Source organism: Pseudomonas sp. B21-047 (genome assembly GCF_024748775.1).
GTDB lineage: Bacteria > Pseudomonadota > Gammaproteobacteria > Pseudomonadales > Pseudomonadaceae > Aquipseudomonas > Aquipseudomonas capeferrum.
Genome location: NZ_CP087169.1, coordinates 142,537 through 168,266, shown reverse-complemented (window position 1 = coordinate 168,266; position 25,730 = coordinate 142,537). Strand labels below are relative to the sequence as shown.

The 25,730-nt window shown below is 60.0% G+C and carries 1 protein-coding gene; it reads right to left on the bottom strand.

Going from position 1 to position 25,730, the window contains the following annotated elements; all coding sequences use genetic code 11:
* Positions 1-36: 36 nt before the first annotated feature.
* Entirely contained in the window at positions 37-25,422 is a 25,386-nt protein-coding gene (locus LOY26_RS00685; protein WP_258714283.1) for a retention module-containing protein, read from the bottom strand.
* Positions 25,423-25,730: the final 308 nt, after the last annotated feature.

Below are 25,730 nucleotides of genomic sequence, written 5' to 3'. Positions count from 1 at the left end.
CGGGCGGTCATACAGACCGCCCGGGTGGGCTGGGCATCAGCTGTCCTTGTTGTCGATACGGATGGTCGGGTCGCCACCGCTGATCAACGAGTTGATCGAGGTATTGGACCAGTTCACCCCTTCCAGCTTGATCGTCACATCGGCGTTGGCCAGGCCACCGGCGGCGTTGAGCTTGCCTTCACTGCTGACCTGCAGCGTCGAGGAGCCGTCCACCGTGGTGATCTTCAGGTAGTTGTCGATGGTGCTGCCCTTCTCGAACTGAAGCAGATCCTTCAGGTCGATACGGTCGCCTTCGGCCACCTTGAAGTCCTTGATCACGTCATTGCCGAGGTCGCCCGACTTCCACACGAAGGTGTCGGCACCGCCACCGCCGATGAGGATATCGTCGCCCTGGCCACCGATCAGGATGTCCTTGCCAGTACCGCCCAGGAGGATGTCGTTACCTCTGCCACCATCGAGGGTGTCATCGCCACCTTGGCCGAAGAGGATATCGTTGCCATTGCCGCCCGACAGGAAGTCCTTGCCGTCGTTGGCGCCGGAGATATCGAATTCGGTGTAGTGCTCGGTGATGTACTGGTGAACGTTATTGGTGGTGATGGCACTGGCTTCGACACCGCTCTTCTGCGCCACGTACTCCTGCAGGGCCTGGTAGCCCTCGCTGACGACACCGTTGAGGGTGATCAGGTCACCGAAGATGATGTCGTTGCCGTTGCCGCCATCGACGTTGTCGGCGCCTGGCAGGGTCGCCTCGGAGTGCCCAAGGATCGCGCTGGCCAGTTTGGACGGATCGATGTTGGCCTGTGGCTTGCCGGCGCTGTCATAGGCCGTCAGGTCGGACAGGCTGACATCGTTGTTCAAGCCGATGGCCTGCACCTTGCTCACGCCGTTGGTGCCGCCCAGCAAGGCGAAGCTGGCAGAGGTGTTGGACGCCGAGTCCCTGTAGTTCCAGTATTCGGCATACCCCGTACCACCCAGACTGGAGAACTCGTAGGTACCATCACCCTGCGCGTGGATCGTGCCGATGTTGGTGGTGTAGTCGAGCCTGCCATTGGTCTTGTAGGTGGCAACCGTGACATAGCCATCTTTGCTGATATTGACCTTGTGGGTGCTGTCGGCCCACTCACTGAAGGTTTCGCCTACCTTGTAGTTGTTGACGTTGACCACGTCATCCAGGTACTTGCCGCCGGTCCACAGGCGGTAGTTGGTGGTTTCATTGGTCTGGTAATAGGTCGGCTTACCGTCGGTGATGAAGTAGGTCAGGTTGTCCGCGTCGGTATTACCGGTCGCCATGGTGCTCTTGAAGAAGTTGGTCGTGGTCTTGAACACGTCTTCGTAGTTGGTACCGCCACCATCACGCGAGCCCCCTACCATCGAGTTCAGTACCGCTTGCAGCTTGTTCAATGCTTCTGGGTCGGCAAGGTTGACCGCCACGTTCTTGTTGACCTGGGTGTCGAAGTCGGCCAGGAAGATGTTCACCGTACCGGAGGTATCGGTGCCCAGGCTGGCTTTGAGGGTTTTGAACACCGATGCCAACTGCGCCCTGGCCGCGGCGACCGAGTCATCGCTCATGCTACCCGAGCTGTCGACCATGAAGGCAATGTTGTAGTTCTTGCCCGCCACCACGTTCAGGCCAGCGACGTCGGCGACGATGATGTCGTTGCCTTCGCTGCCATTGAGGGTGTCATCACCTGAGGTGCCCACCGTGGCCTTGTAGTCGGCGCCGTAGACAGTTACCGGGATCTTGCCGGTGATGCTGTCCGAGCCGCCGAGGCTTTCGGTGGCGGTCGACGTGACGGTGATGTCGAACGAGCCCTTGTAGTAGGCCGGCGGGGTCAGTGTCAGGCCGCTGAGTTTCCAGCCTGTCACGTCCACCGGCGTGCCGCCGACAGTGACGGTGTGGCCCGCACCATCACTCAACAGCGTCCCTTTCGGAATGCCGCTGAGGGTCACGCTCAAGGTCTCGGAGCCATCGGTATCGGTCAGGTTGGTGGTGATGCCGACCAGTTTGACCGAGCCGCCTTCCGGCCCTTCATTGAGCTTGTAACCGTCGTAGTAGCTTTGGCCATTGACGGTGTGCAGATCGGACACGCCCAGGCCAGCGTTGGCCATCTCGGTCACGTTCTGGTACATCGGGATGTTGCTGCTGCTCAGGTCGGTGACAGCACCCGAGCCCACCTGGATGTTCAGGTCATAGCTACCCGGGCCAGACTGGTTGGCGTGGTACACCTCGATCGGGTAGTAGCCACTGGAGGTTGCGGTGAAGGTGCCGGAAACCTGGCCACCTGCGCCCCAGGTTGCGGTAACCACGGTCTTGCCACCAACGGTGACCACCATGCTGTCATCGGCGATGCCGCTGAACGTGTAGGTTTTGCCGGCCTCCAGGAAGATCAGCCCCGAGGTTTTCGAACCGGTGCCAGCAGTGACGCTGCCATCGGACTGCACGTTGGTGGTGGTGGCGCTGGAGCTGGCTTTGCCGGAGTTGGCGAAGACCGTCTTCAGCGCATCGCCAGTGATGCCGTTGCCGTCGGTGCCCAAGCCTTTCAGGGTGGTCCAGACTTCCTTGGTCAGGCCTTTGGACTCGACATCGCTGCTGCCGAAGCTCAGGGTCGGTTTGTCGGCCACCGGGCTGATGTCGACCTTCATGGTCACTTCGCTGCCCAGGTTGGTGCCGTCGTTTGGCTTGTACTTGAACTGCGCGTAGTCAGCCTGTTTGTTACCGACGCCCGAGCCGCCGTAGCCATCTGTGCCCGACTGGTTCAGCGTCGGGACGAACTTGAGGTACTTGCTGCCGATATCGGCCTGGCTGACCACCTGGCCTACGGTCACATCGACCCACGCGGTGCCGTTGAAGAACTTCAGGCTACCGTCGACCGGCAGCGAGGTGATGGTCACGAACAAGCCGGTGTTGCCATCGGCATCGGTGACCTTGAAGTCGTTCCAGGCGAACAGGTAGTCGGTGTCTTCCACGCCATTGACCGCACCGCCAGTGGAGACCGGCAGGTGGTCGTTGTCGAGGATGTTGGTGGTAACGCTCGCCTTGCTGCCATCGACCTGCAAGTTCTCGAAGTTGCCACCGGTAGCGGTTTCGATCTTGACGGTGAAGTTTTCGGTACCCTCAACCAGCTTGTCGTCGAGGGTCTTGATATCGAACGTGGCGCTGCTGCTGTTGGCCGGGATCTTCACGGTGGTGACTGCGGTGTAATCCTGGCCGTTGGCGGTGCCGCTGTAGGTCAGGGTAACGGTGACTTCTGCCTTGGACGGGTTGCTCAGGGTCAGCGTGTAGCGGCCGGTTTCGCCTTCGGTCAACGAGGTGCTGCCGGTGATGCCGATGGTGGTCACATCGCCCTGGTTGCCAGTGCCTGGTGTACCAACACCTGGCTCGTCGTTGACCACGGTGGTGGCCGTGGTCTTGTCCAGCGTCAGCGCCTCGAACTTGCTGGCACCGGCGCCGCCTACCGACTGCAGAGACAGGCCGACAGAGGTCTGGCCGATGTAGGCGTCGTCTGGTGCAGCCACAGTGACGTAGCCCGTGGCACTGTTGGCCGGCACGTTGACGATGGTTTTGCCGTCGCTCAGGGTGAAGGTCAGCGCGCCGTGGTTGTTGATCGGCAGGCCGTCCTTGCTGGTCAGGGTCACGGTGTAGGTGATCACGCCGCCTTCGGTAACCGAAGGGGTAGCAGTCAGCTTGGCGATGACTTCGTTCTGAGTGTCCTTGATGTCCACCGAGGCCGAAGGCTTGCTTACGACCAGGTTCTCGAACTGACGGCCATCCGGCACGCTGGTGCCGGTGATGCTGACGGTCAGCGAACCGGCATCGACGTACACGTCTTCGCCTTGTGCGTCGTGGGTGAAGATGGCTGAGGTTTCGCCCTTCTTGATCACCACCGACTTGCCTTCGGTCAGCTGTACGGTCAGGTCCTGATCCAAGGCCTGTTTAATGCTGACGGTAAAGGTCGGCTTCTCGTTCTCGAAGACCGAGGCCTGGTTGGCAACGATGCTCAGTTCGACCTTGTCGCCCTGGTTACCGGTGCCCGGGGTGCCCGAGCCTGGTTCGTCGGTGACAGCGGTGCTGACTGGGGTCTTGTCCAGGACCAGGTTTTCGAACTTGCCGACGTCGGCGCCGTCGACGCTGGCGATCGATTTGATCACCGGGTCATTGGTGCCGGTGTAGACGTTGTCCGGAGCAGTCACGGTGACGAAACCGCTGGTGCTGTTGGCCGGGACGGTGATGACGGTGGTGCCGTCGCTCAGGGTGAAGGTCAGGGCCAAGTGCTTGTCGATCGGCAGACCGTCTTTGTTGGTCAGGGTGATGGTGTAGGTGATCGCACCACCTTCGGTGACCGAAGGCGTTGCAGTCAGCTTGGCCACCACGTCGTCGGTGGTGTCAGTGACTTTGACCGACGCCGCATCGCCCAGCTGCAGATTTTCGAAGGCACGGCCGTCGATGTCTGCTGCCGACTTGATACCCAGGCTGATTTCACCGGCATCTTTGTAGACGTCGTCGCCCTGTGCAGCGTGGCTGTACGGTGCGCTGGTTTCGCCCGCCTTGATGGTGACGGTGGCGTTGTTGCTCAGGGTCACGACCAGGTCGTGCGCCAGCGCGGTGTTGATGTGGACGGTGAAGGTCGGCTTCACGTTCTCTGCGACCGAGACCTGATCGGCGGTGATGGTGACCTTGACCAGGTCGCCTTCGTTGCCCGGAGTACCTGGCTCGTCGGTGACAGCGGTGCTGACCGGGGTCTTGTCCAGGACCAGGTTTTCGAACTTGCCGACATCGGCGCCATCAACCGAAGCGATCGACTTGATTACTGGGTCGTTGGTGCCGGTGTAAACGTTGTCCGGAGCAGTGACAGTCACGAAGCCCGAGGTGCTGTTGGCCGGCACAGTAATGACCGTGGTGCCGTCGCTCAGGGTGAAGGTCAGCGCCGAATGTTTATCGATCGGCAGACCGTCTTTGTTGGTCAGGGTGACGGTGTAAGTGATCGCACCACCTTCGGTGACCGAAGGAGTAGCGGTCAGCTTGGCCACTACGTCGTCAGTGGTGTCAGTCACTTTGACCGACGCCGCATCGCCCAGCTGCAGGTTCTCGAAGGCACGGCCGTCGATGTCTGCTGCCGACTTGATACCCAGGCTGATTTCACCGGCATCTTTGTAGACGTCGTCGCCCTGTGCAGCGTGGCTGTACGGTGCGCTGGTTTCGCCCGCCTTGATGGTGACGGTGGCGTTGTTGCTCAGGGTCACGACCAGGTCGTGCGCCAGCGCGGTGTTGATGTGGACGGTGAAGGTCGGCTTCACGTTCTCTGCGACCGAGACCTGATCGGCGGTGATGGTGACCTTGACCAGGTCGCCTTCGTTGCCCGGAGTACCTGGCTCGTCGGTGACAGCGGTGCTGACCGGGGTCTTGTCCAGGACCAGGTTTTCGAACTTGCCGACATCGGCGCCATCAACCGAAGCGATCGACTTGATTACTGGGTCGTTGGTGCCGGTGTAAACGTTGTCCGGAGCAGTGACAGTCACGAAGCCCGAGGTGCTGTTGGCCGGCACAGTAATGACCGTGGTGCCGTCGCTCAGGGTGAAGGTCAGCGCCGAATGTTTATCGATCGGCAGACCGTCTTTGTTGGTCAGGGTGACGGTGTAAGTGATCGCACCACCTTCGGTGACCGAAGGAGTAGCGGTCAGCTTGGCCACTACGTCGTCAGTGGTGTCAGTCACTTTGACCGACGCCGCATCGCCCAGCTGCAGGTTCTCGAAGGCACGGCCGTCGACATCGACGGCGGACTTGATACCCAGGCTGATTTCACCGGCGTCCTTATAGACGTCGTCGCCTTGCGCAGCATGGCTGTACGGCGCACTGGTTTCGCCGGCCTTGATGGTCACAACTTCGTTGTTGCTCAGGGTCACGACAAGGTCGTGGTCCAGGGCAGCGTTGATGTGCACGGTGAAGGTCGGCTTCACGTTCTCTGCGACCGAGACCTGATCGGCGGTGATGGTGACCTTGACCAGGTCGCCTTCGTTGCCCGGAGTACCTGGCTCGTCGGTGACAGCGGTGCTGACCGGGGTCTTGTCCAGGACCAGGTTCTCGAACTTGCCAACATCGGCGCCATCAACCGAAGCGATCGACTTGATTACTGGGTCGTTCGCACCGACGTAGTCGTTGTCCGGAGCAGTGACAGTGACGGTGCCAACAGTGCTGTTGGCCGGCACGGTAATGACGGTTGTCCCGTCGCTCAGCGTGAAGGTCAGCGCCGAGTGTTTGTCGATCGGCAGACCGTCTTTATTGGTCAGCGTGATGGTGTAAGTGATTGCACCGCCTTCGGTGACCGAAGGGGTAGCAGTCAGTTTGGCAATGACATCGTCGGTGGTGTCGGTGACTTTGACCGACGCCGCGTCGCCCAGCTGCAAGTTCTCGAAGGCACGACCGTCGACATCGACGGCGGACTTGATACCCAGGCTGATTTCGCCGGCGTCTTTGTAGACGTCGTCGCCCTGTGCAGCGTGGCTGTACGGTGCGCTGGTTTCACCGGCCTTGATGGTAACCGTGGCGTTGTTGCTCAGGGTCACGACCAGGTCGTGCGCCAGCGCGGTGTTGATGTGGACGGTGAAGGTCGGCTTCACGTTCTCTGCGACCGAGACCTGATCGGCGGTGATGGTGACCTTGACCAGGTCGCCTTCGTTGCCCGGAGTACCTGGCTCGTCGGTGACAGAGGTGCTGACTGGGGTTTTGTCCAGAACCAAGTTCTCGAACTGACCGACATCAGCGCCATCAACCGAAGCGATCGACTTGATCACTGGGTCGTTCGCACCGACGTAGTCGTTGTCCGGAGCAGTGACAGTGACGGTGCCAACAGTGCTGTTGGCCGGCACGGTAATGACGGTTGTCCCGTCGCTCAGCGTGAAGGTCAGCGCCGAGTGTTTGTCGATCGGCAGACCGTCTTTATTGGTCAGCGTGATGGTGTAAGTGATTGCACCGCCTTCGGTGACCGAAGGGGTAGCAGTCAGTTTGGCAATGACATCGTCGGTGGTGTCGGTGACTTTGACCGACGCCGCGTCGCCCAGCTGCAAGTTCTCGAAGGCACGACCGTCGACATCGACGGCGGACTTGATACCCAGGCTGATTTCGCCGGCGTCTTTGTAGACGTCGTCGCCCTGTGCAGCGTGGCTGTACGGTGCGCTGGTTTCACCGGCCTTGATGGTAACCGTGGCGTTGTTGCTCAGGGTCACGACCAGGTCGTGCGCCAGCGCGGTGTTGATGTGGACGGTGAAGGTCGGCTTCACGTTCTCTGCGACCGAGACCTGATCGGCGGTGATGGTGACCTTGACCAGGTCGCCTTCGTTGCCCGGAGTACCTGGCTCGTCGGTGACAGAGGTGCTGACTGGGGTTTTGTCCAGAACCAAGTTCTCGAACTGACCGACATCAGCGCCATCAACCGAAGCGATCGACTTGATCACTGGGTCGTTCGCACCGACGTAGTCGTTGTCCGGAGCAGTGACAGTGACGGTGCCAACAGTGCTGTTGGCCGGCACGGTAATGACGGTTGTCCCGTCGCTCAGCGTGAAGGTCAGCGCCGAGTGTTTGTCGATCGGCAGACCGTCTTTATTGGTCAGCGTGATGGTGTAAGTGATTGCACCGCCTTCGGTGACCGAAGGGGTAGCAGTCAGTTTGGCAATGACATCGTCGGTGGTGTCGGTGACTTTGACCGACGCCGCGTCGCCCAGCTGCAAGTTCTCGAAGGCACGACCGTCGACATCGACGGCGGACTTGATACCCAGGCTGATTTCGCCGGCGTCTTTGTAGACGTCGTCGCCCTGTGCAGCGTGGCTGTACGGTGCGCTGGTTTCACCGGCCTTGATGGTAACCGTGGCGTTGTTGCTCAGGGTCACGACCAGGTCGTGCGCCAGCGCGGTGTTGATGTGGACGGTGAAGGTCGGCTTCACGTTCTCTGCGACCGAGACCTGATCGGCGGTGATGGTGACCTTGACCAGGTCGCCTTCGTTGCCCGGAGTACCTGGCTCGTCGGTGACAGCGGTGTTGACCGGGGTCTTGTCCAGGACCAGGTTTTCGAACTTGCCGACATCGGCGCCATCAACCGAAGCGATCGACTTGATTACTGGGTCGTTGGTGCCGGTGTAAACGTTGTCCGGAGCAGTGACAGTCACGAAGCCCGAGGTGCTGTTGGCCGGCACAGTAATGACCGTGGTGCCGTCGCTCAGGGTGAAGGTCAGCGCCGAATGTTTATCGATCGGCAGACCGTCTTTGTTGGTCAGGGTGACGGTGTAAGTGATCGCACCACCTTCGGTGACCGAAGGAGTAGCGGTCAGCTTGGCCACTACGTCGTCAGTGGTGTCAGTCACTTTGACCGACGCCGCATCGCCCAGCTGCAGGTTCTCGAAGGCACGGCCGTCGACATCGACGGCGGACTTGATACCCAGGCTGATTTCACCGGCGTCCTTATAGACGTCGTCGCCTTGCGCAGCATGGCTGTACGGCGCACTGGTTTCGCCGGCCTTGATGGTCACAACTTCGTTGTTGCTCAGGGTCACGACAAGGTCGTGGTCCAGGGCAGCGTTGATGTGCACGGTGAAGGTCGGCTTCACGTTCTCTGCGACCGAGACCTGATCGGCGGTGATGGTGACCTTGACCAGGTCGCCTTCGTTGCCCGGAGTACCTGGCTCGTCGGTGACAGCGGTGCTGACCGGGGTCTTGTCCAGGACCAGGTTCTCGAACTTGCCAACATCGGCGCCATCAACCGAAGCGATCGACTTGATTACTGGGTCGTTGGTGCCGGTGTAGACGTTGTCCGGCGCGGTCACGGTGGTGAAGCCGCTGGTGCTGTTGGCCGGCACAGTAATGACCGTGGTGCCGTCGCTCAGGGTGAAGGTCAGCGCCGAATGTTTATCGATCGGCAGACCGTCTTTGTTGGTCAGGGTGACGGTGTAAGTGATCGCACCACCTTCGGTGACCGAAGGAGTAGCGGTCAGCTTGGCCACCACGTCGTCGGTGGTGTCGGTGACTTTGACCGACGCCGCGTCGCCCAGCTGCAAGTTCTCGAAGGCACGGCCATCGACATCGACGGCGGACTTGATACCCAGACTGATCTCACCAGCATCTTTGTAGACGTCGTCGCCCTGTGCATCGTGGCTGTACGGCGCGCTGGTTTCTCCAGCCTTGATGGTCACAACTTCGTTGTTGCTCAGGGTCACGACAAGGTCGTGGTCCAGGGCAGCGTTGATGTGCACGGTGAAGGTCGGCTTCACGTTCTCTGCGACCGAGACCTGATCGGCGGTGATGGTGACCTTGACCAGGTCGCCTTCGTTGCCCGGAGTACCTGGCTCGTCGGTGACAGCGGTGCTGACCGGGGTCTTGTCCAGGACCAGGTTCTCGAACTTGCCAACATCGGCGCCATCAACCGAAGCGATCGACTTGATTACTGGGTCGTTGGTGCCGGTGTAGACGTTGTCCGGCGCGGTCACGGTGGTGAAGCCGCTGGTGCTGTTGGCCGGCACAGTAATGACCGTGGTGCCGTCGCTCAGGGTGAAGGTCAGCGCCGAATGTTTATCGATCGGCAGACCGTCTTTGTTGGTCAGGGTGACGGTGTAAGTGATCGCACCACCTTCGGTGACCGAAGGAGTAGCGGTCAGCTTGGCCACCACGTCGTCGGTGGTGTCGGTGACTTTGACCGACGCCGCGTCGCCCAGCTGCAAGTTCTCGAAGGCACGGCCATCGACATCGACGGCGGACTTGATACCCAGACTGATCTCACCAGCATCTTTGTAGACGTCGTCGCCCTGTGCATCGTGGCTGTACGGCGCGCTGGTTTCTCCAGCCTTGATGGTCACAACTTCGTTGTTGCTCAGGGTCACGACAAGGTCGTGGTCCAGGGCAGTATTGATGTGGACGGTGAAGGTCGGTTTAACGTTTTCAGCGACCGAAACCTGGTCGGCAGTAATGGTGACTTTGACCAGATCGCCTTCGCTGCCTGGAGTACCCGGCTCGTCGGTGACAGCGGTGCTGACCGGGGTCTTGTCCAGGACCAGGTTCTCGAACTTGCCGACATCGGCGCCGTCGACGCTGGCGATCGATTTGATCACTGGATCGTTGGTACCGGTGTAAACGTTGTCCGGCGCGGTCACGGTGACGAAACCGCTGGTGCTGTTGGCCGGCACAGTAATGACCGTGGTGCCGTCGCTCAGCGTGAAGGTCAGGGCCGAGTGTTTATCGATCGGCAGACCGTCTTTGTTGGTCAGCGTGATGGTGTAGGTGATCTCGCCACCTTCGGTCACCGAAGGGGTAGCGGTCAGCTTGGCAATGACATCGTCAGTGGTGTCAGTCACTTTGACCGACGCCGCATCGCCCAGCTGCAGGTTCTCGAAGGCACGGCCGTCGATGTCTGCTGCTGACTTGATACCCAGGCTGATTTCACCGGCATCTTTGTAGACGTCGTCGCCCTGTGCAGCGTGGCTGTACGGTGCGCTGGTTTCGCCGGCCTTGATGGTCACGACTTCGTTGTTGCTCAGGGTCACGACAAGGTCGTGATCCAGGGCAGCGTTGATGTGCACGGTGAAGGTCGGCTTCACGTTCTCTGCGACCGAAACCTGGTCGGCGGTGATGGTGACCTTGACCAGGTCGCCTTCGTTGCCCGGAGTACCTGGCTCGTCAGTGACCGTAGTGCTGACCGGCGTCTTGTCCAGAACCAGGTTCTCGAACTTGCCAACATCGGCGCCATCAACCGAAGCGATCGACTTGATCACTGGGTCGTTGGTACCGGTGTAGACGTTGTCCGGCGCGGTAACGGTGACGAAACCGCTGGTGCTGTTAGCCGGCACAGTGATGACCGTGGTGCCATCGCTCAGGGTGAAGGTCAGCGCCGAGTGTTTATCGATCGGCAGACCATCTTTGTTGGTCAGGGTGATGGTGTAGGTGATCGCACCACCTTCGGTGACCGAAGGCGTTGCAGTCAGCTTGGCCACCACGTCGTCAGTGGTGTCAGTGACTTTGACCGACGCGGCATCACCCAGCTGCAGGTTTTCAAAGGCACGACCGTCGACATCGACGGCGGACTTGATACCCAGGCTGATTTCGCCGGCGTCTTTGTAGACGTCGTCGCCCTGCGCGTCGTGGCTATACGGCGCGCTGGTTTCGCCCGCCTTGATGGTGACGGTGGCGTTGTTGCTCAGGGTCACGACCAGGTCGTGCGCCAGCGCGGTGTTGATGTGGACGGTGAAGGTTGGCTTCACGTTCTCGGCAACCGAGACCTGGTCAGCGGTGATAGTGACCTTGACCAAGTCGCCACCGTTGCCAGTGCCTGGAGTGCCAGAGCCTGGCTCGTCGGTGACAGCGGTGCTGACCGGGGTCTTGTCCAGGACCAGGTTTTCGAACTTGCCAACATCAGCGCCATCAACCGAAGCGATCGACTTGATTACTGGGTCGTTGGTGCCGGTGTAGACGTTGTCAGGCGCAGTAACGGTGACGAAGCCCGAGGTGCTGTTGGCCGGCACAGTAATGACGGTGGTGCCGTCGCTCAGGGTGAAGGTCAGGGCCGAGTGTTTATCGATCGGCAGACCGTCTTTGTTGGTCAGCGTGATGGTGTAGGTGATCTCGCCACCTTCGGTCACCGAAGGGGTAGCGGTCAGCTTGGCAATGACATCGTCAGTGGTGTCAGTCACTTTGACCGACGCCGCATCGCCCAGCTGCAGGTTCTCGAAGGCACGGCCGTCGATGTCTGCTGCTGACTTGATACCCAGGCTGATTTCACCGGCATCTTTGTAGACGTCGTCGCCCTGTGCAGCGTGGCTGTACGGTGCGCTGGTTTCGCCGGCCTTGATGGTCACGACTTCGTTGTTGCTCAGGGTCACGACAAGGTCGTGATCCAGGGCAGCGTTGATGTGCACGGTGAAGGTCGGCTTCACGTTCTCTGCGACCGAAACCTGGTCGGCGGTGATGGTGACCTTGACCAGGTCGCCTTCGTTGCCCGGAGTACCTGGCTCGTCAGTGACCGTAGTGCTGACCGGCGTCTTGTCCAGAACCAGGTTCTCGAACTTGCCAACATCGGCGCCATCAACCGAAGCGATCGACTTGATCACTGGGTCGTTGGTACCGGTGTAGACGTTGTCCGGCGCGGTAACGGTGACGAAACCGCTGGTGCTGTTAGCCGGCACAGTGATGACCGTGGTGCCATCGCTCAGGGTGAAGGTCAGCGCCGAGTGTTTATCGATCGGCAGACCATCTTTGTTGGTCAGGGTGATGGTGTAGGTGATCGCACCACCTTCGGTGACCGAAGGCGTTGCAGTCAGCTTGGCCACCACGTCGTCAGTGGTGTCAGTGACTTTGACCGACGCGGCATCACCCAGCTGCAGGTTTTCAAAGGCACGACCGTCGACATCGACGGCGGACTTGATACCCAGGCTGATTTCGCCGGCGTCTTTGTAGACGTCGTCGCCCTGCGCGTCGTGGCTATACGGCGCGCTGGTTTCGCCCGCCTTGATGGTGACGGTGGCGTTGTTGCTCAGGGTCACGACCAGGTCGTGCGCCAGCGCGGTGTTGATGTGGACGGTGAAGGTTGGCTTCACGTTCTCGGCAACCGAGACCTGGTCAGCGGTGATAGTGACCTTGACCAAGTCGCCACCGTTGCCAGTGCCTGGAGTGCCAGAGCCTGGCTCGTCGGTGACAGCGGTGCTGACCGGGGTCTTGTCCAGGACCAGGTTTTCGAACTTGCCAACATCAGCGCCATCAACCGAAGCGATCGACTTGATTACTGGGTCGTTGGTGCCGGTGTAGACGTTGTCAGGCGCAGTAACGGTGACGAAGCCCGAGGTGCTGTTGGCCGGCACAGTAATGACGGTGGTGCCGTCGCTCAGGGTGAAGGTCAGGGCCGAGTGTTTATCGATCGGCAGACCGTCTTTGTTGGTCAGGGTGATGGTGTAGGTGATCGCACCACCTTCGGTGACCGAAGGCGTTGCAGTCAGCTTGGCCACCACGTCGTCGGTGGTGTCAGTGACTTTGACCGACGCCGCATCGCCCAGCTGCAGGTTCTCGAAGGCACGGCCGTCGATGTCTGCTGCTGACTTGATACCCAGGCTGATTTCACCGGCATCTTTGTAGACGTCGTCGCCCTGTGCAGCGTGGCTGTACGGTGCGCTGGTTTCGCCGGCCTTGATGGTCACGACTTCGTTGTTGCTCAGGGTCACGACAAGGTCGTGATCCAGGGCAGCGTTGATGTGGACGGTGAAGGTCGGTTTAACGTTTTCAGCGACCGAAACCTGGTCGGCAGTAATGGTGACTTTGACCAGATCGCCTTCGTTGCCTGGAGTACCCGGCTCGTCGGTGACAGCGGTGCTGACCGGAGTCTTGTCCAGAACCAGGTTCTCGAACTTGCCAACATCAGCGCCGTCGACGCTGGCGATCGATTTGATCACTGGATCGTTGGTGCCGGTGTAAACGTTGTCCGGAGCAGTGACAGTCACGAAGCCCGAAGTGCCATTGGCCGGCACGGTGATGACGGTGGTGCCGTCGCTCAGGGTGAAGGTCAGGGCCAAGTGCTTGTCGATCGGCAGACCGTCTTTGTTGGTCAGGGTGATGGTGTAGGTGATCGCACCACCTTCGGTGACCGAAGGCGTTGCAGTCAGCTTGGCCACCACGTCGTCGGTGGTGTCAGTGACTTTGACCGACGCCGCATCGCCCAGCTGCAGATTCTCGAAGGCACGGCCGTCGATGTCTGCTGCCGACTTGATGCCCAGGCTGATTTCGCCGGCGTCTTTGTAGACGTCGTCGCCTTGCGCAGCATGGCTGTACGGCGCGCTGGTTTCGCCGGCCTTGATGGTCACAACTTCGTTGTTGCTCAGGGTCACGACCAGATCGTGGTCCAGGGCAGCGTTGATGTGCACGGTGAAGGTCGGTTTAACGTTTTCAGCGACCGAAACCTGGTCGGCAGTAATGGTGACTTTGACCAGATCGCCTTCGTTGCCTGGAGTACCTGGCTCGTCGGTGACAGCGGTGCTGACCGGGGTCTTGTCCAGAACCAGGTTCTCGAACTTGCCGACATCGGCGCCGTCGACGCTGGCGATCGATTTGATCACTGGATCGTTGGTGCCGGTGTAAACGTTGTCCGGAGCAGTGACAGTCACGAAGCCCGAAGTGCCATTGGCCGGCACGGTGATGACGGTGGTGCCGTCGCTCAGGGTGAAGGTCAGGGCCGAGTGCTTGTCGATCGGCAGACCGTCTTTGTTGGTCAGGGTGATGGTGTAGGTGATCGCACCACCTTCGGTGACCGAAGGCGTTGCAGTCAGCTTGGCCACCACGTCGTCGGTGGTGTCAGTGACTTTGACCGACGCCGCCTCGCCCAACTGCAGGTTTTCAAAGGTCCGACCGTCAACATCGACCGCCGATTTGATACCCAAGCCGATTTCACCGGCGTCTTTGTAGACGTCGTCGCCCTGCGCGTCGTGGGTGTAAGGTTCGCTGCTGGTTTCACCGGCCTTGATGGTGACCTGAGCATTGTTGCTCAGGGTCACGACCAGGTCGTGCGCCAGGGCGGTGTTGATGTGCACAGTGAAGGTCGGCTTCACGTTCTCTGCGACCGAAACCTGGTCTGCGGTGATAGTGACCTTGACCACATCACCTTCGTTGCCTGGTGTACCCGGCTCGTCGGTGACCGTAGTGCTGACCGGCGTCTTGTCCAGAACCAGGTTCTCGAACTTCCACGCATCAGCGCCGCTGACCGATTGCAGGCTCTGCTCTACCGGCGCGTTGGTGCCAACGTAAACGTTGTCCGGTGCAGTCACGGTGGTGAAACCGCTGGTGCTGTTAGCCGGCACAGTGATGACCGTTTTGCCGTCACTCAGGGTGAAGTACAACGGCGCGTGGTTGTCGATCGGCAGACCGTCTTTGTTGGTCAGCGTAACGGTATAGGTGATCTCGCCACCTTCGGTCACCGAAGGCGTAGCGGTCAGCTTGGCGATGACATCGTCGGTGGTATCGGTGACTTTGACCGATGCCGCCTCGCCCAATTGCAGGTTTTCAAAGGTCCGACCGTCAACATCGACCGCCGATTTGATACCCAAGCCGATTTCACCGGCGTCTTTGTAGACGTCGTCGCCCTGCGCGTCGTGGGTGTAAGGTTCGCTGCTGGTTTCACCGGCCTTGATGGTGACCTGAGCATTGTTGCTCAGGGTCACGACCAGGTCGTGCGCCAGGGCGGTGTTGATGTGCACAGTGAAGGTCGGCTTCACGTTCTCTGCGACCGAAACCTGGTCTGCGGTGATAGTGACCTTGACCACATCACCTTCGTTGCCTGGTGTACCCGGCTCGTCGGTGACCGTAGTGCTGACCGGCGTCTTGTCCAGAACCAGGTTCTCGAACTTCCACGCATCAGCGCCGCTGACCGATTGCAGGCTCTGCTCTACCGGCGCGTTGGTGCCAACGTAAACGTTGTCCGGTGCAGTCACGGTGGTGAAACCGCTGGTGCTGTTAGCCGGCACAGTGATGACCGTTTTGCCGTCACTCAGGGTGAAGTACAACGGCGCGTGGTTGTCGATCGGCAGACCGTCTTTGTTGGTCAGCGTAACGGTATAGGTGATCTCGCCACCTTCGGTCACCGAAGGCGTAGCGGTCAGCTTGGCGATGACATCGTCGGTGGTATCGGTGACTTTGACCGATGCCGCCTCGCCCAATTGCAGGTTTTCAAAGGTCCGACCGTCAACATCGACCGCCGATTTGATACCCAAGCCGATTTCACCGGCGTCTTTGTAGACGTCGTCGCCCTGCGCGTCGTGGGTGTAAGGTTCGCTGCTGGTTTCACCGGCCTTGATGGTGACCTGAGCATTGTTGCTCAGGGTCACGACCAGGTCGTGCGCCAGGGCGGTGTTGATGTGCACAGTGAAGGTCGGCTTCACGTTCTCTGCGACCGAAACCTGGTCTGCGGTGATAGTGACCTTGACCACATCACCTTCGTTGCCTGGTGTACCCGGCTCGTCGGTGACCGTAGTGCTGACCGGCGTCTTGTCCAGAACCAGGTTCTCGAACTTCCACGCATCAGCGCCGCTGACTGCTTGCAAGCTCTGCTCAACCGGTGCGTTGGTGCCAACGTAAACGTTGTCCGGTGCAGTCACGGTGGTGAAACCGCTGGTGCTGTTAGCCGGCACAGTGATGACCGTTTTGCCGTCACTCAGGGTGAAGTACAACGGCGCGTGGTTGTCGATCGGCAGACCGTCTTTGTTGGTCAGCGTGACGGTGTAGGTGATCTCGCCACCTTCGGTAACCGAAGACGTAGCAGTCAGCTTGGCCACCACGTCATCGGCGGTATCGGTGACTTTGACCGACGCGGCATCACCCAGTTGCAGGTTCTCGAAGGCACGGCCATCGATGTCGGCTGCCGACTTGATGCCCAGGTTAATCTCACCGGCATCTTTGTAAACGTCGTCGCCCTGCGCATCGTGAGCGTACGGCGCGCTGGTTTCACCGGCCTTGATGGTGACGGTGGAATTGTTGCTCAGGGTCACGACCAGGTCGTGCGCCAGCGCAGTGTTGATGTGGACGGTGAAGGTCGGCTTCACGTTCTCGGCAACCGAGACTTGGTCAGCGGTGATAGTAACTTTGACCAGATCGCCTTCGTTGCCTGGAGTACCCGGCTCGTCGGTGACAGCGGTGCTGACCGGGGTCTTGTCGAGAACCAGGTTTTCGAACTTGCCAACATCGGCGCCATCAACCGAAGCGATCGACTTGATCACTGGGTCGTTGGTGCCGGTGTAAACGTTGTCCGGAGCAGTGACAGTCACAAAGCCCGAGGTGCCATTGGCTGGCACGGTGATCACGGTGGTGCCGTCGCTCAGCGTGAAGGTCAGCGCCGAATGTTTATCGATCGGCAGACCATCTTTGTTGGTCAGGGTGATGGTGTAAGTGATTGCACCACCTTCGGTGACCGAAGGTGTGGCGGTCAGCTTGGCAACCACGTCGTCGGTGGTGTCGGTGACTTTGACCGACGCCGCATCGCCCAGCTGCAGGTTTTCAAAGGCACGACCGTCGACATCGACGGCGGACTTGATACCCAGGCTGATTTCGCCGGCGTCTTTGTAGACGTCGTCGCCCTGCGCGTCGTGGCTATACGGCGCGCTGGTTTCGCCCGCCTTGATGGTGACCTGAGCATTGTTGCTCAGGGTCACGACCAGGTCGTGGGCCAGGGCGGTATTGATGTGGACGGTGAAGGTCGGCTTCACGTTCTCTGCGACCGAGACCTGGTCAGCAGTGATGGTGACTTTGACCACGTCGCCTTCGTTGCCTGGGGTGCCCGGCTCGTCAGTCACAGTAGTGCTGACCGGCGTCTTATCCAGAACGAGGTTTTCGAACTTCCAAGCATCAGCGCCACTGACTGCTTGCAGGCTCTGCTCTACCGGCGCGTTGGTCCCAACGTAAACGTTGTCAGGCGCGGTAACGGTGACGAAGCCCGAGGTGCTGTTGGCCGGCACAGTGATGACCGTTTTGCCGTCACTCAGGGTGAAGTACAACGGCGAGTGGTTATCGATCGGCAGACCGTCTTTGTTGGTCAGCGTAACGGTATAGGTGATCTCGCCACCTTCGGTCACCGAAGGGGTAGCGGTCAGCTTGGCGATGACATCGTCGGTGGTGTCGGTGACTTTGACCGACGCGGCATCACCCAGTTGCAAGTTCTCGAAGGCGCGACCATCGATGTCTGCTGCCGATTTGATACCCAGGCCGATTTCACCGGCGTCTTTGTAGACGTCGTCGCCCTGCGCGTCGTGGGTGTAAGGTTCGCTGCTGGTTTCACCGGCCTTGATGGTGACCTGAGCATTGTTGCTCAGGGTCACGACCAGATCGTGCGCCAGGGCGGTGTTGATGTGAACAGTGAAGGTCGGTTTGACGTTTTCCGCAACCGAGACTTGGTCTGCGGTGATAGTGACCTTGACCACATCACCTTCGTTGCCTGGTGTACCCGGCTCGTCGGTGACCGTAGTGCTGACCGGGGTCTTGTCCAGAACCAGGTTTTCGAACTTCCAAGCATCAGTGCCGCTGACTGCTTGCAGGCTCTGCTCTACCGGCGCGTTGGTCCCAACGTAAACGTTGTCAGGCGCGGTAACGGTAACGAAGCCCGAGGTGCTGTTGGCCGGCACAGTGATGACCGTTTTGCCGTCACTCAGGGTGAAGTACAACGGCGCGTGGTTGTCGATCGGCAGACCGTCTTTGTTGGTCAGGGTGACGGTGTAGGTGATCTCGCCACCTTCGGTCACCGAAGGGGTAGCAGTCAGTTTGGCAATGACATCGTCGGTGGTATCGGTGACTTTGACCGACGCCGCGTCGCCCAGCTGCAAGTTCTCGAAGGCACGGCCATCGACATCGACGGCGGACTTGATACCCAGACTGATCTCACCAGCATCTTTGTAGACGTCGTCGCCCTGTGCATCGTGGCTGTACGGGGCGCTGGTTTCGCCCGCCTTGATGGTAACGGTGGCGTTGTTGCTCAGGGTCACGACCAGGTCGTGGGCCAGGGCGGTATTGATGTGGACGGTGAAGGTCGGCTTCACGTTCTCTGCGACCGAAACCTGATCAGCCGTGATGGTGACCTTGACCAGATCGCCTTCGTTGCCCGGAGTACCTGGCTCGTCGGTGACAGAGGTGCTGACTGGGGTTTTGTCCAGAACCAAGTTCTCGAACTGACCGACATCAGCGCCATCAACCGAAGCGATCGACTTGATCACTGGGTCGTTGGTACCGGTGTAGACGTTGTCAGGCGCAGTAACGGTGACGAAGCCCGAGGTGCTGTTGGCCGGCACAGTAATGACGGTGGTGCCGTCGCTCAGGGCGAAAGTCAGGGCCGAGTGTTTATCGATCGGCAGACCGTCTTTGTTGGTCAGCGTGATGGTGTAAGTGATTGCACCGCCTTCGGTGACCGAAGGGGTAGCGGTCAGTTTGGCAACCACGTCGTCGGTGGTATCGGTGACTTTGACCGACGCCGCATCGCCCAACTGCAGGTTTTCGAAGGCACGACCGTCTACATCGACGGCGGACTTGATGCCCAAGTTGATCTCACCGGCATCTTTGTAAACGTCGTCGCCCTGCGCGTCGTGAGCGTACGGCGCGCTGGTTTCACCGGCCTTGATGGTAACCGTGGCATTGTTGCTCAGGGTCACGACCAGGTCGTGCGCCAGCGCGGTGTTGATGTGAACGGTGAAGGTCGGCTTGACGTTCTCGGCAACCGAGACTTGGTCAGCGGTGATAGTGACCTTGACCAGATCACCTTCGTTGCCCGGAGTACCTGGCTCGTCGGTGACAGCGGTGCTGACCGGGGTCTTGTCCAGGACCAAGTTCTCGAACTGACCGACATCAGCGCCATCAACCGAAGCGATCGACTTGATCACTGGGTCGTTCGCACCGACGTAGTCGTTGTCCGGAGCAGTGACAGTGACGGTGCCAACAGTGCTGTTGGCCGGCACGGTAATGACGGTTGTCCCGTCGCTCAGCGTGAAGGTCAGCGCCGAGTGTTTGTCGATCGGCAGACCGTCTTTGTTGGTCAGCGTGATGGTGTAAGTGATTGCACCGCCTTCGGTGACCGAAGGGGTAGCGGTCAGTTTGGCAACCACGTCGTCGGTGGTATCGGTGACTTTGACCGACGCCGCATCGCCCAACTGCAGGTTCTCGAAGGCACGACCGTCTACATCGACGGCGGACTTGATGGCCAAGTTGATCTCACCGGCATCTTTGTAAACGTCGTCGCCCTGCGCGTCGTGAGCGTACGGCGCGCTGGTTTCACCGGCCTTGATGGTAACCGTGGCATTGTTGCTCAGGGTCACGACCAGGTCGTGCGCCAGCGCGGTGTTGATGTGAACGGTGAAGGTCGGCTTGACGTTCTCGGCAACCGAGACTTGGTCAGCGGTGATGGTGACCTTGACCAGATCACCTTCGTTGCCCGGAGTACCCGGCTCGTCGGTCACCGTGGTGCTGACCGGGGTCTTGTCCAAGGTGAGTTGTTCGAACTTCCAGGCGTCTGCGCCGCTGACCGCTTGCAAGCTCTGCTCAACCGAGGCGTTAGTGCCGACATAAACGTTGTCTGGTGCAGTAACGGTGGTGAAACCGGAGGTGCTGTTGGCCGGGACGGTAATGACCGTTTTACCGTCACTCAAGGTGAAGTACAGCGGCGAGTGATTGTTGATCGGCAAACCGTCTTTGTTGGTCAGGGTGACGGTGTACGTGATCTCGCCTCCTTCGGTGACCGAAGGCGTAGCGGTCAGCTTGGCGATGACTTCGTCGGTGGTATCGGTGACTTTGACCGATGCCGCGTCGCCCAGCTGCAGGTTCTCGAAGGTACGGCCATCGACATCGACCGCAGACTTGATGCCCAGGCTGATTTCGCCAGCGTCTTTGTAAACGTCGTCGCCCTGCGCGTCGTGCGTGTATGGCGCGCTGGTTTCGCCAGCCTTGATGGTGACGGTGGCATTGTTGCTCAGGGTCACGACCAGGTCGTGGTCCAGGGCGGTGTTGATGTGAACGGTGAAGCTCGGTTGGACGTTCTCGGCGACCGATACCTGGTCAGCGGTGATGGTGACTTTGACCACGTCGCCTTCGTTGCCCGGAGTACCTGGCTCGTCGGTAACCGTAGTGCTGACCGGGGTCTTGTCCAAGGTCAGTTGCTCGAACTTCCACGCGTCAGCGCCGCTGACCGATTGCAGGCTCTGCTCTACCGGGGTGTTGCTGCCCACGTAGACATTATCCGGAGCAGTAACAGTGGCCGTACCGACGGTGCCGTTGGCTGGCACTGTGATGACCGTTTTGCCGTCGCTCAGGGTGAAGTAGAGCGGCGAGTGGTTGTTGATCGGCAAACCGTCTTTGTTGGTCAGGGTAACGGTGTACGTAATCTCGCCTCCTTCGGTGACCGAAGGCGTAGCGGTCAGCTTGGCGATGACTTCGTCGGTGGTGTCGGTGACTTTGACCGACGCGGCATCACCCAGCTGCAGGTTCTCGAAGGCACGGCCATCGACATCGACGGCGGACTTGATACCCAGGCTGATCTCACCGGCGTCCTGGTAAACGTCGTCGCCTTGCGCATCGTGGCTGTACGGCGCGCTGGTTTCGCCCGCTTTGATAGTGACCGTAGCGTTGTTGCTCAGGGTCACGACCAGGTCGTGGGTCAGGGCGGTATTGATGTGAACGGTGAAGGTCGGCTTCACGTTCTCGGCGACCGAAACCTGGTCGGCGGTGATGGTGACCCTGACCAGGTCGCCTTCGTTGCCGGTGCCTGGGGTACCCGAACCTGGCTCGTCCGTCACAGAAGTGGTGACGGTATCACCACCCAAAGTCAGCTTCTCGAAGTTGTCTGCGCCCGATACCGACTCAAGCTTGTTGGCGACAGCGCCCTGACCGCCGACGTACACGTCATCTTGAACCGTGATGGTCGCAGTGCCGGAAGCACTGTTGGCCGGAATCGTGACTTTTGTACCGTCGGTCAGGGTGAAGGTCAGCGCGCCGTGCTCAGTGACAGACAGGCCCTGTGCGTTGGTCAGCGTGACGGTGTAGGTCACCTGGCCACCTTCGGCCACAGTTGCCTTGTCCACAGTCAAAGTTGCAACGACTTCGCTGACGGTGTCCGAAACTTCAACGGTCGCCGGGCCGCCGATGGCCAGATTCTCGAAGGTAGCACCCGCGACAGTGGCGCCGGTGACGCTCAACGTCACAGAGCCGGCGTCCTTGATGACGTCATCGCCTTGGGCCGGAGTCTTGTACTCGACTTCGGTCTTGCCGGCCTCGATGGTGACGGTTTCGCCGTTCGACAGCGTTACGGTCAGCGGACGGTCCAGCGCCTGGCTCACTTTTACCGTGAAGGATGGCTGCTGATCTTCAGTCACGTTGCCGTTGCTGACGATGCTTACGGTGACGGTATCGATACTGTCATTGATTACAGTCGACGCTGGGGTCGGGTTCGGCGTCAGCTGCTCGAAGTTACCGCCAGTGGCACCGGTGATAGTGGTAGTGACAGTCGAACCGTTGTTGTAGACGTCGTTGTTCGGAGTCTGGAAGTCGACACTGCCTTGGGTCTTGCCGGCCTCGACGGTGATGGTCTGGCCGTTCGACAGGGTCACGGTAACCGGAGTCTGGGCAGGGTTGCTCAGGGTCACGGTGTAGGTGATCACGCCGCCTTCGGTCACCGAAGGGTTGGCGGTCAGGGTCGCAGTGGTCACATCGACCGAGTCGTTGATCGTGGTCTGCGCTGGCGTCGGGTTCGGCGTCAGCTGCTCGAAGTTACCGCCGGTAGCGCCTTTGATGGTGGTAGTGATGGTCGAGCCATTGTTGTAGACGTCGTTGTTCGGAGTCTGGAAGTCGACACTGCCTTGGGTCTTGCCGGCCTCGACGGTGATGGTTTGGCCGTTCGACAGGGTCACGGTAACCGGAGTCTGGGCAGGGTTGCTCAGGGTCACGGTGTAGGTGATCACGCCACCTTCGGTGACCGAAGGATTGGCGGTCAGGGTCGCAGTGGTCACATCGACCGAATCGTTGATCGTGGTCTGCGCCGGGGTCGGGTTCGGCGTCAGTTGCTCGAAGTTGCCGCCAGTGGCGTCAGTGATAGTGGTGCTGACGGTCGAGCCGTTGTTGTAGACGTCGTTGTCCGGGGTCTGGAAATCAACGCTGCCTTGAGTCTTGCCAGCTTCGACAGTGATGGTCTGGCCATTCGACAAGGTCACGGTGACAGGCGTCTGGGCAGGGTTGCTCAGGGTCACGGTGTAGGTGATCACACCGCCTTCGGTTACCGAAGGGTTGGCGGTCAGGGTCGCAGTGGTCACATCGACCGAATCGTTGATCGTGGTCTGCGCCGGGGTCGGGTTCGGCGTCAGTTGCTCGAAGTTGCCGCCAGTGGCGTCAGTGATAGTGGTGCTGACGGTCGAGCCGTTGTTGTAGACGTCGTTGTCCGGGGTCTGGAAATCAACGCTGCCTTGAGTCTTGCCAGCTTCGACAGTGATGGTCTGGCCATTCGACAGGGTCACGGTAACCGGAGTCTGGGCAGAGTTGCTCAGGGTCACGGTGTAGGTGATCACGCCGCCCTCAGTCACACTTGGCGAAGCGGTCAGAGTTGCGGTGGTGGTGTCGACCGAGTCATTGATCGTGGTCTGCGCTGGGGTCGGGTTCGGCGTCAGCTGCTCGAAGTTACCGCCGGTAGCGTCGGTGATGGTGGTGCTGACAGTCGAGCCATTGTTGTAGACGTCGTTATCCGGGGTCTGGAAATCAACGCTGCCTTGGGTCTTGCCGGCTTCAACAGTGATGGTTTGGCCGTTCGACAAGGTCACCGTAACCGGAGTCTGGGCAGGGTTGCTCAGGGTCACGGTGTAGGTGATCACACCGCCTTCGGTTACCGAAGGGTTGGCGGTCAGGGTCGCAGTGGTCACATCGACCGAGTCATTGATCGTGGTCTGCGCTGGGGTCGGGTTCGGCGTCAGCTGCTCGAAGTTGCCGCCAGTGGCACCAGTGATGGTGGTGCTGACAGTCGAGCCGTTGTTGTAGACGTCGTTGTCCGGGGTCTGGAAGTCGACACTGCCCTGGGTCTTGCCGGCTTCAACAGTGATGGTTTGGCCGTTCGACAAGGTCACGGTGACCGGAGTCTGGGCAGGGTTGCTCAGGGTCACGGTGTAGGTGATCACGCCACCTTCGGTGACCGAAGGATTCGCGGTCAGGGTCGCAGTGGTGTTGTCGACCGAGTCGTTGATCGTGGTCTGCGCTGGGGTCGGGTTCGGCGTCAGCTGCTCGAAGTTGCCGCCAGTGGCACCAGTGATGGTGGTGCTGACAGTCGAGCCGTTGTTGTAGACGTCGTTGTCCGGGGTCTGGAAGTCGACACTGCCCTGGGTCTTGCCGGCTTCAACAGTGATGGTTTGGCCGTTCGACAAGGTCACGGTAACCGGAGTCTGGGCAGGGTTGCTCAGAGTTACGGTGTAGGTGATCACGCCACCTTCGGTGACCGAAGGATTCGCGGTCAGGGTCGCAGTGGTCACATCGACCGAGTCATTGATCGTGGTCTGCGCCGGGGTCGGGTTCGGCGTCAGCTGCTCGAAGTTACCGCCGGTAGAGTCGGTGATGGTGGTGCTGACAGTCGAGCCATTGTTGTAGACATCGTTCTCCGGGGTCTGGAAATCAACGCTGCCTTGGGTCTTGCCGGCTTCGACGGTGATGGTCTGGCCGTTCGACAGGGTCACGGTAACCGGAGTCTGGGCAGGGTTGCTCAGAGTTACGGTGTAGGTGATCACGCCACCTTCGGTGACCGAAGGATTCGCGGTCAGGGTCGCAGTGGTGTTGTCGACCGAGTCGTTGATCGTGGTCTGCGCCGGGGTCGGGTTAGGCGTCAGTTGCTCGAAGTTGCCGCCAGTGGCACCGGTGATGGTGGTGCTAACGGTCGAACCGTTGTTGTAGACGTCGTTGTCCGGGGTCTGGAAGTCAACGCTGCCTTGGGTCTTGCCGGCTTCGACGGTGATGGTCTGGCCGTTCGACAGGGTCACGGTTACCGGAGTCTGGGCAGGGTTGCTCAGGGTCACGGTGTAAGTGATCACGCCACCTTCGGTCACCGAAGGGTTGGCGGTCAGGGTCGCAGTGGTGTTGTCGATAGTATCGGTAATCTGCGTAACCGCCGGCGTTTGCGGCAGGGTCACTATCAGACCGTTACCCCCGGTGGCACCCGTCACGGTCGTCGAGATCTGCCCGCCGTCGATATACGGCGTGTCATTCGCCGGGATGGTGACATTGACGCTACCGCTGGTCTGCCCTGCCGGAATGACGATCACCGCTCCGTTGGACAGGGTCACGACCAAGTTGGACGTCGGCGCCTGGCCAACTGTCGCGGTATAAACGATTACGCCACCCGCTTCGGAGATGGAAGGGGTGGCGTTGAGGACAAGCGCGGTGGAGACATCGGTCGGCGTGGTGGGCGGTATGACCTGCTGATTGTTGTTGCTGGTATCCAGCGCGCCAACGTCTTCAGATTCCAGCGCCGTGGCAAAGCCTAATGGGCCGGTAGGGAAACCGATGCTCGTGTCGACCCTGCCCGCTGTCTCCTCAAGCATGACAAAGCTGTGGCCACCCCCCAGCGCGCCACCACCGCCCGCCGCTGCCGGGCCTGCTGCCGTGGCTTCAAGCTCGGTAGTCGGGTCGACACCCGCAGCGATTGCCTGCTGCAGCTCTTCGACCGACGGTGCAGCCTGCGCAGTGGCCTGGCCCAGGTCGGTGCTGCTGTAGGGCGCATCCGCGCTCCACTGGCTGTCACGGCCCAGGTCGAGCAGGCGACCATCGGCCAGCTCGAGCGTTACCGCGCCGCCCGGGCCGGTGAGTACTTCCTCACCCGCCAACAGGCGATCACCTTCGATGAGTACACGCCGGATGCCCTCTGGGGATACCGCAATAACCTGGCCGACAATGCTTTTGACGATGGCTACAACGCTGCTCATTGGACTCTCCGTGTGACCCGGTTAGGGTACTTCCCTGCCAGAGCGGCGTTGTTGTAAGCCACTTCAGGCGGATCTGTGTCGATTAATATGATGAGGATTTGACGTCAAAATTACGTCTATAGCTGTTTGGAATTAACTATCTGCCAAACTATTGACCTTATACTCGCCATCCTAAACAATCGGCAATGTAATGTCACATTGATATTTGCACCTTTGCCACCCCTTCCTTTAGTACTAATCCAGGGCCGGTCGGAAGCCCGCCCATCGGTCAGTTCTGGCGCCATTTTCCTGGCCCTGAAAAGCTTGAA

Excerpts from the sequence above, each read along its gene's own strand:
- LOY26_RS00685 (WP_258714283.1), bottom strand. The coding sequence starts at position 25,422 with ATGAGCAGCGTTGTAGCCATCGTCAAAAGCATTGTCGGCCAGGTTATT.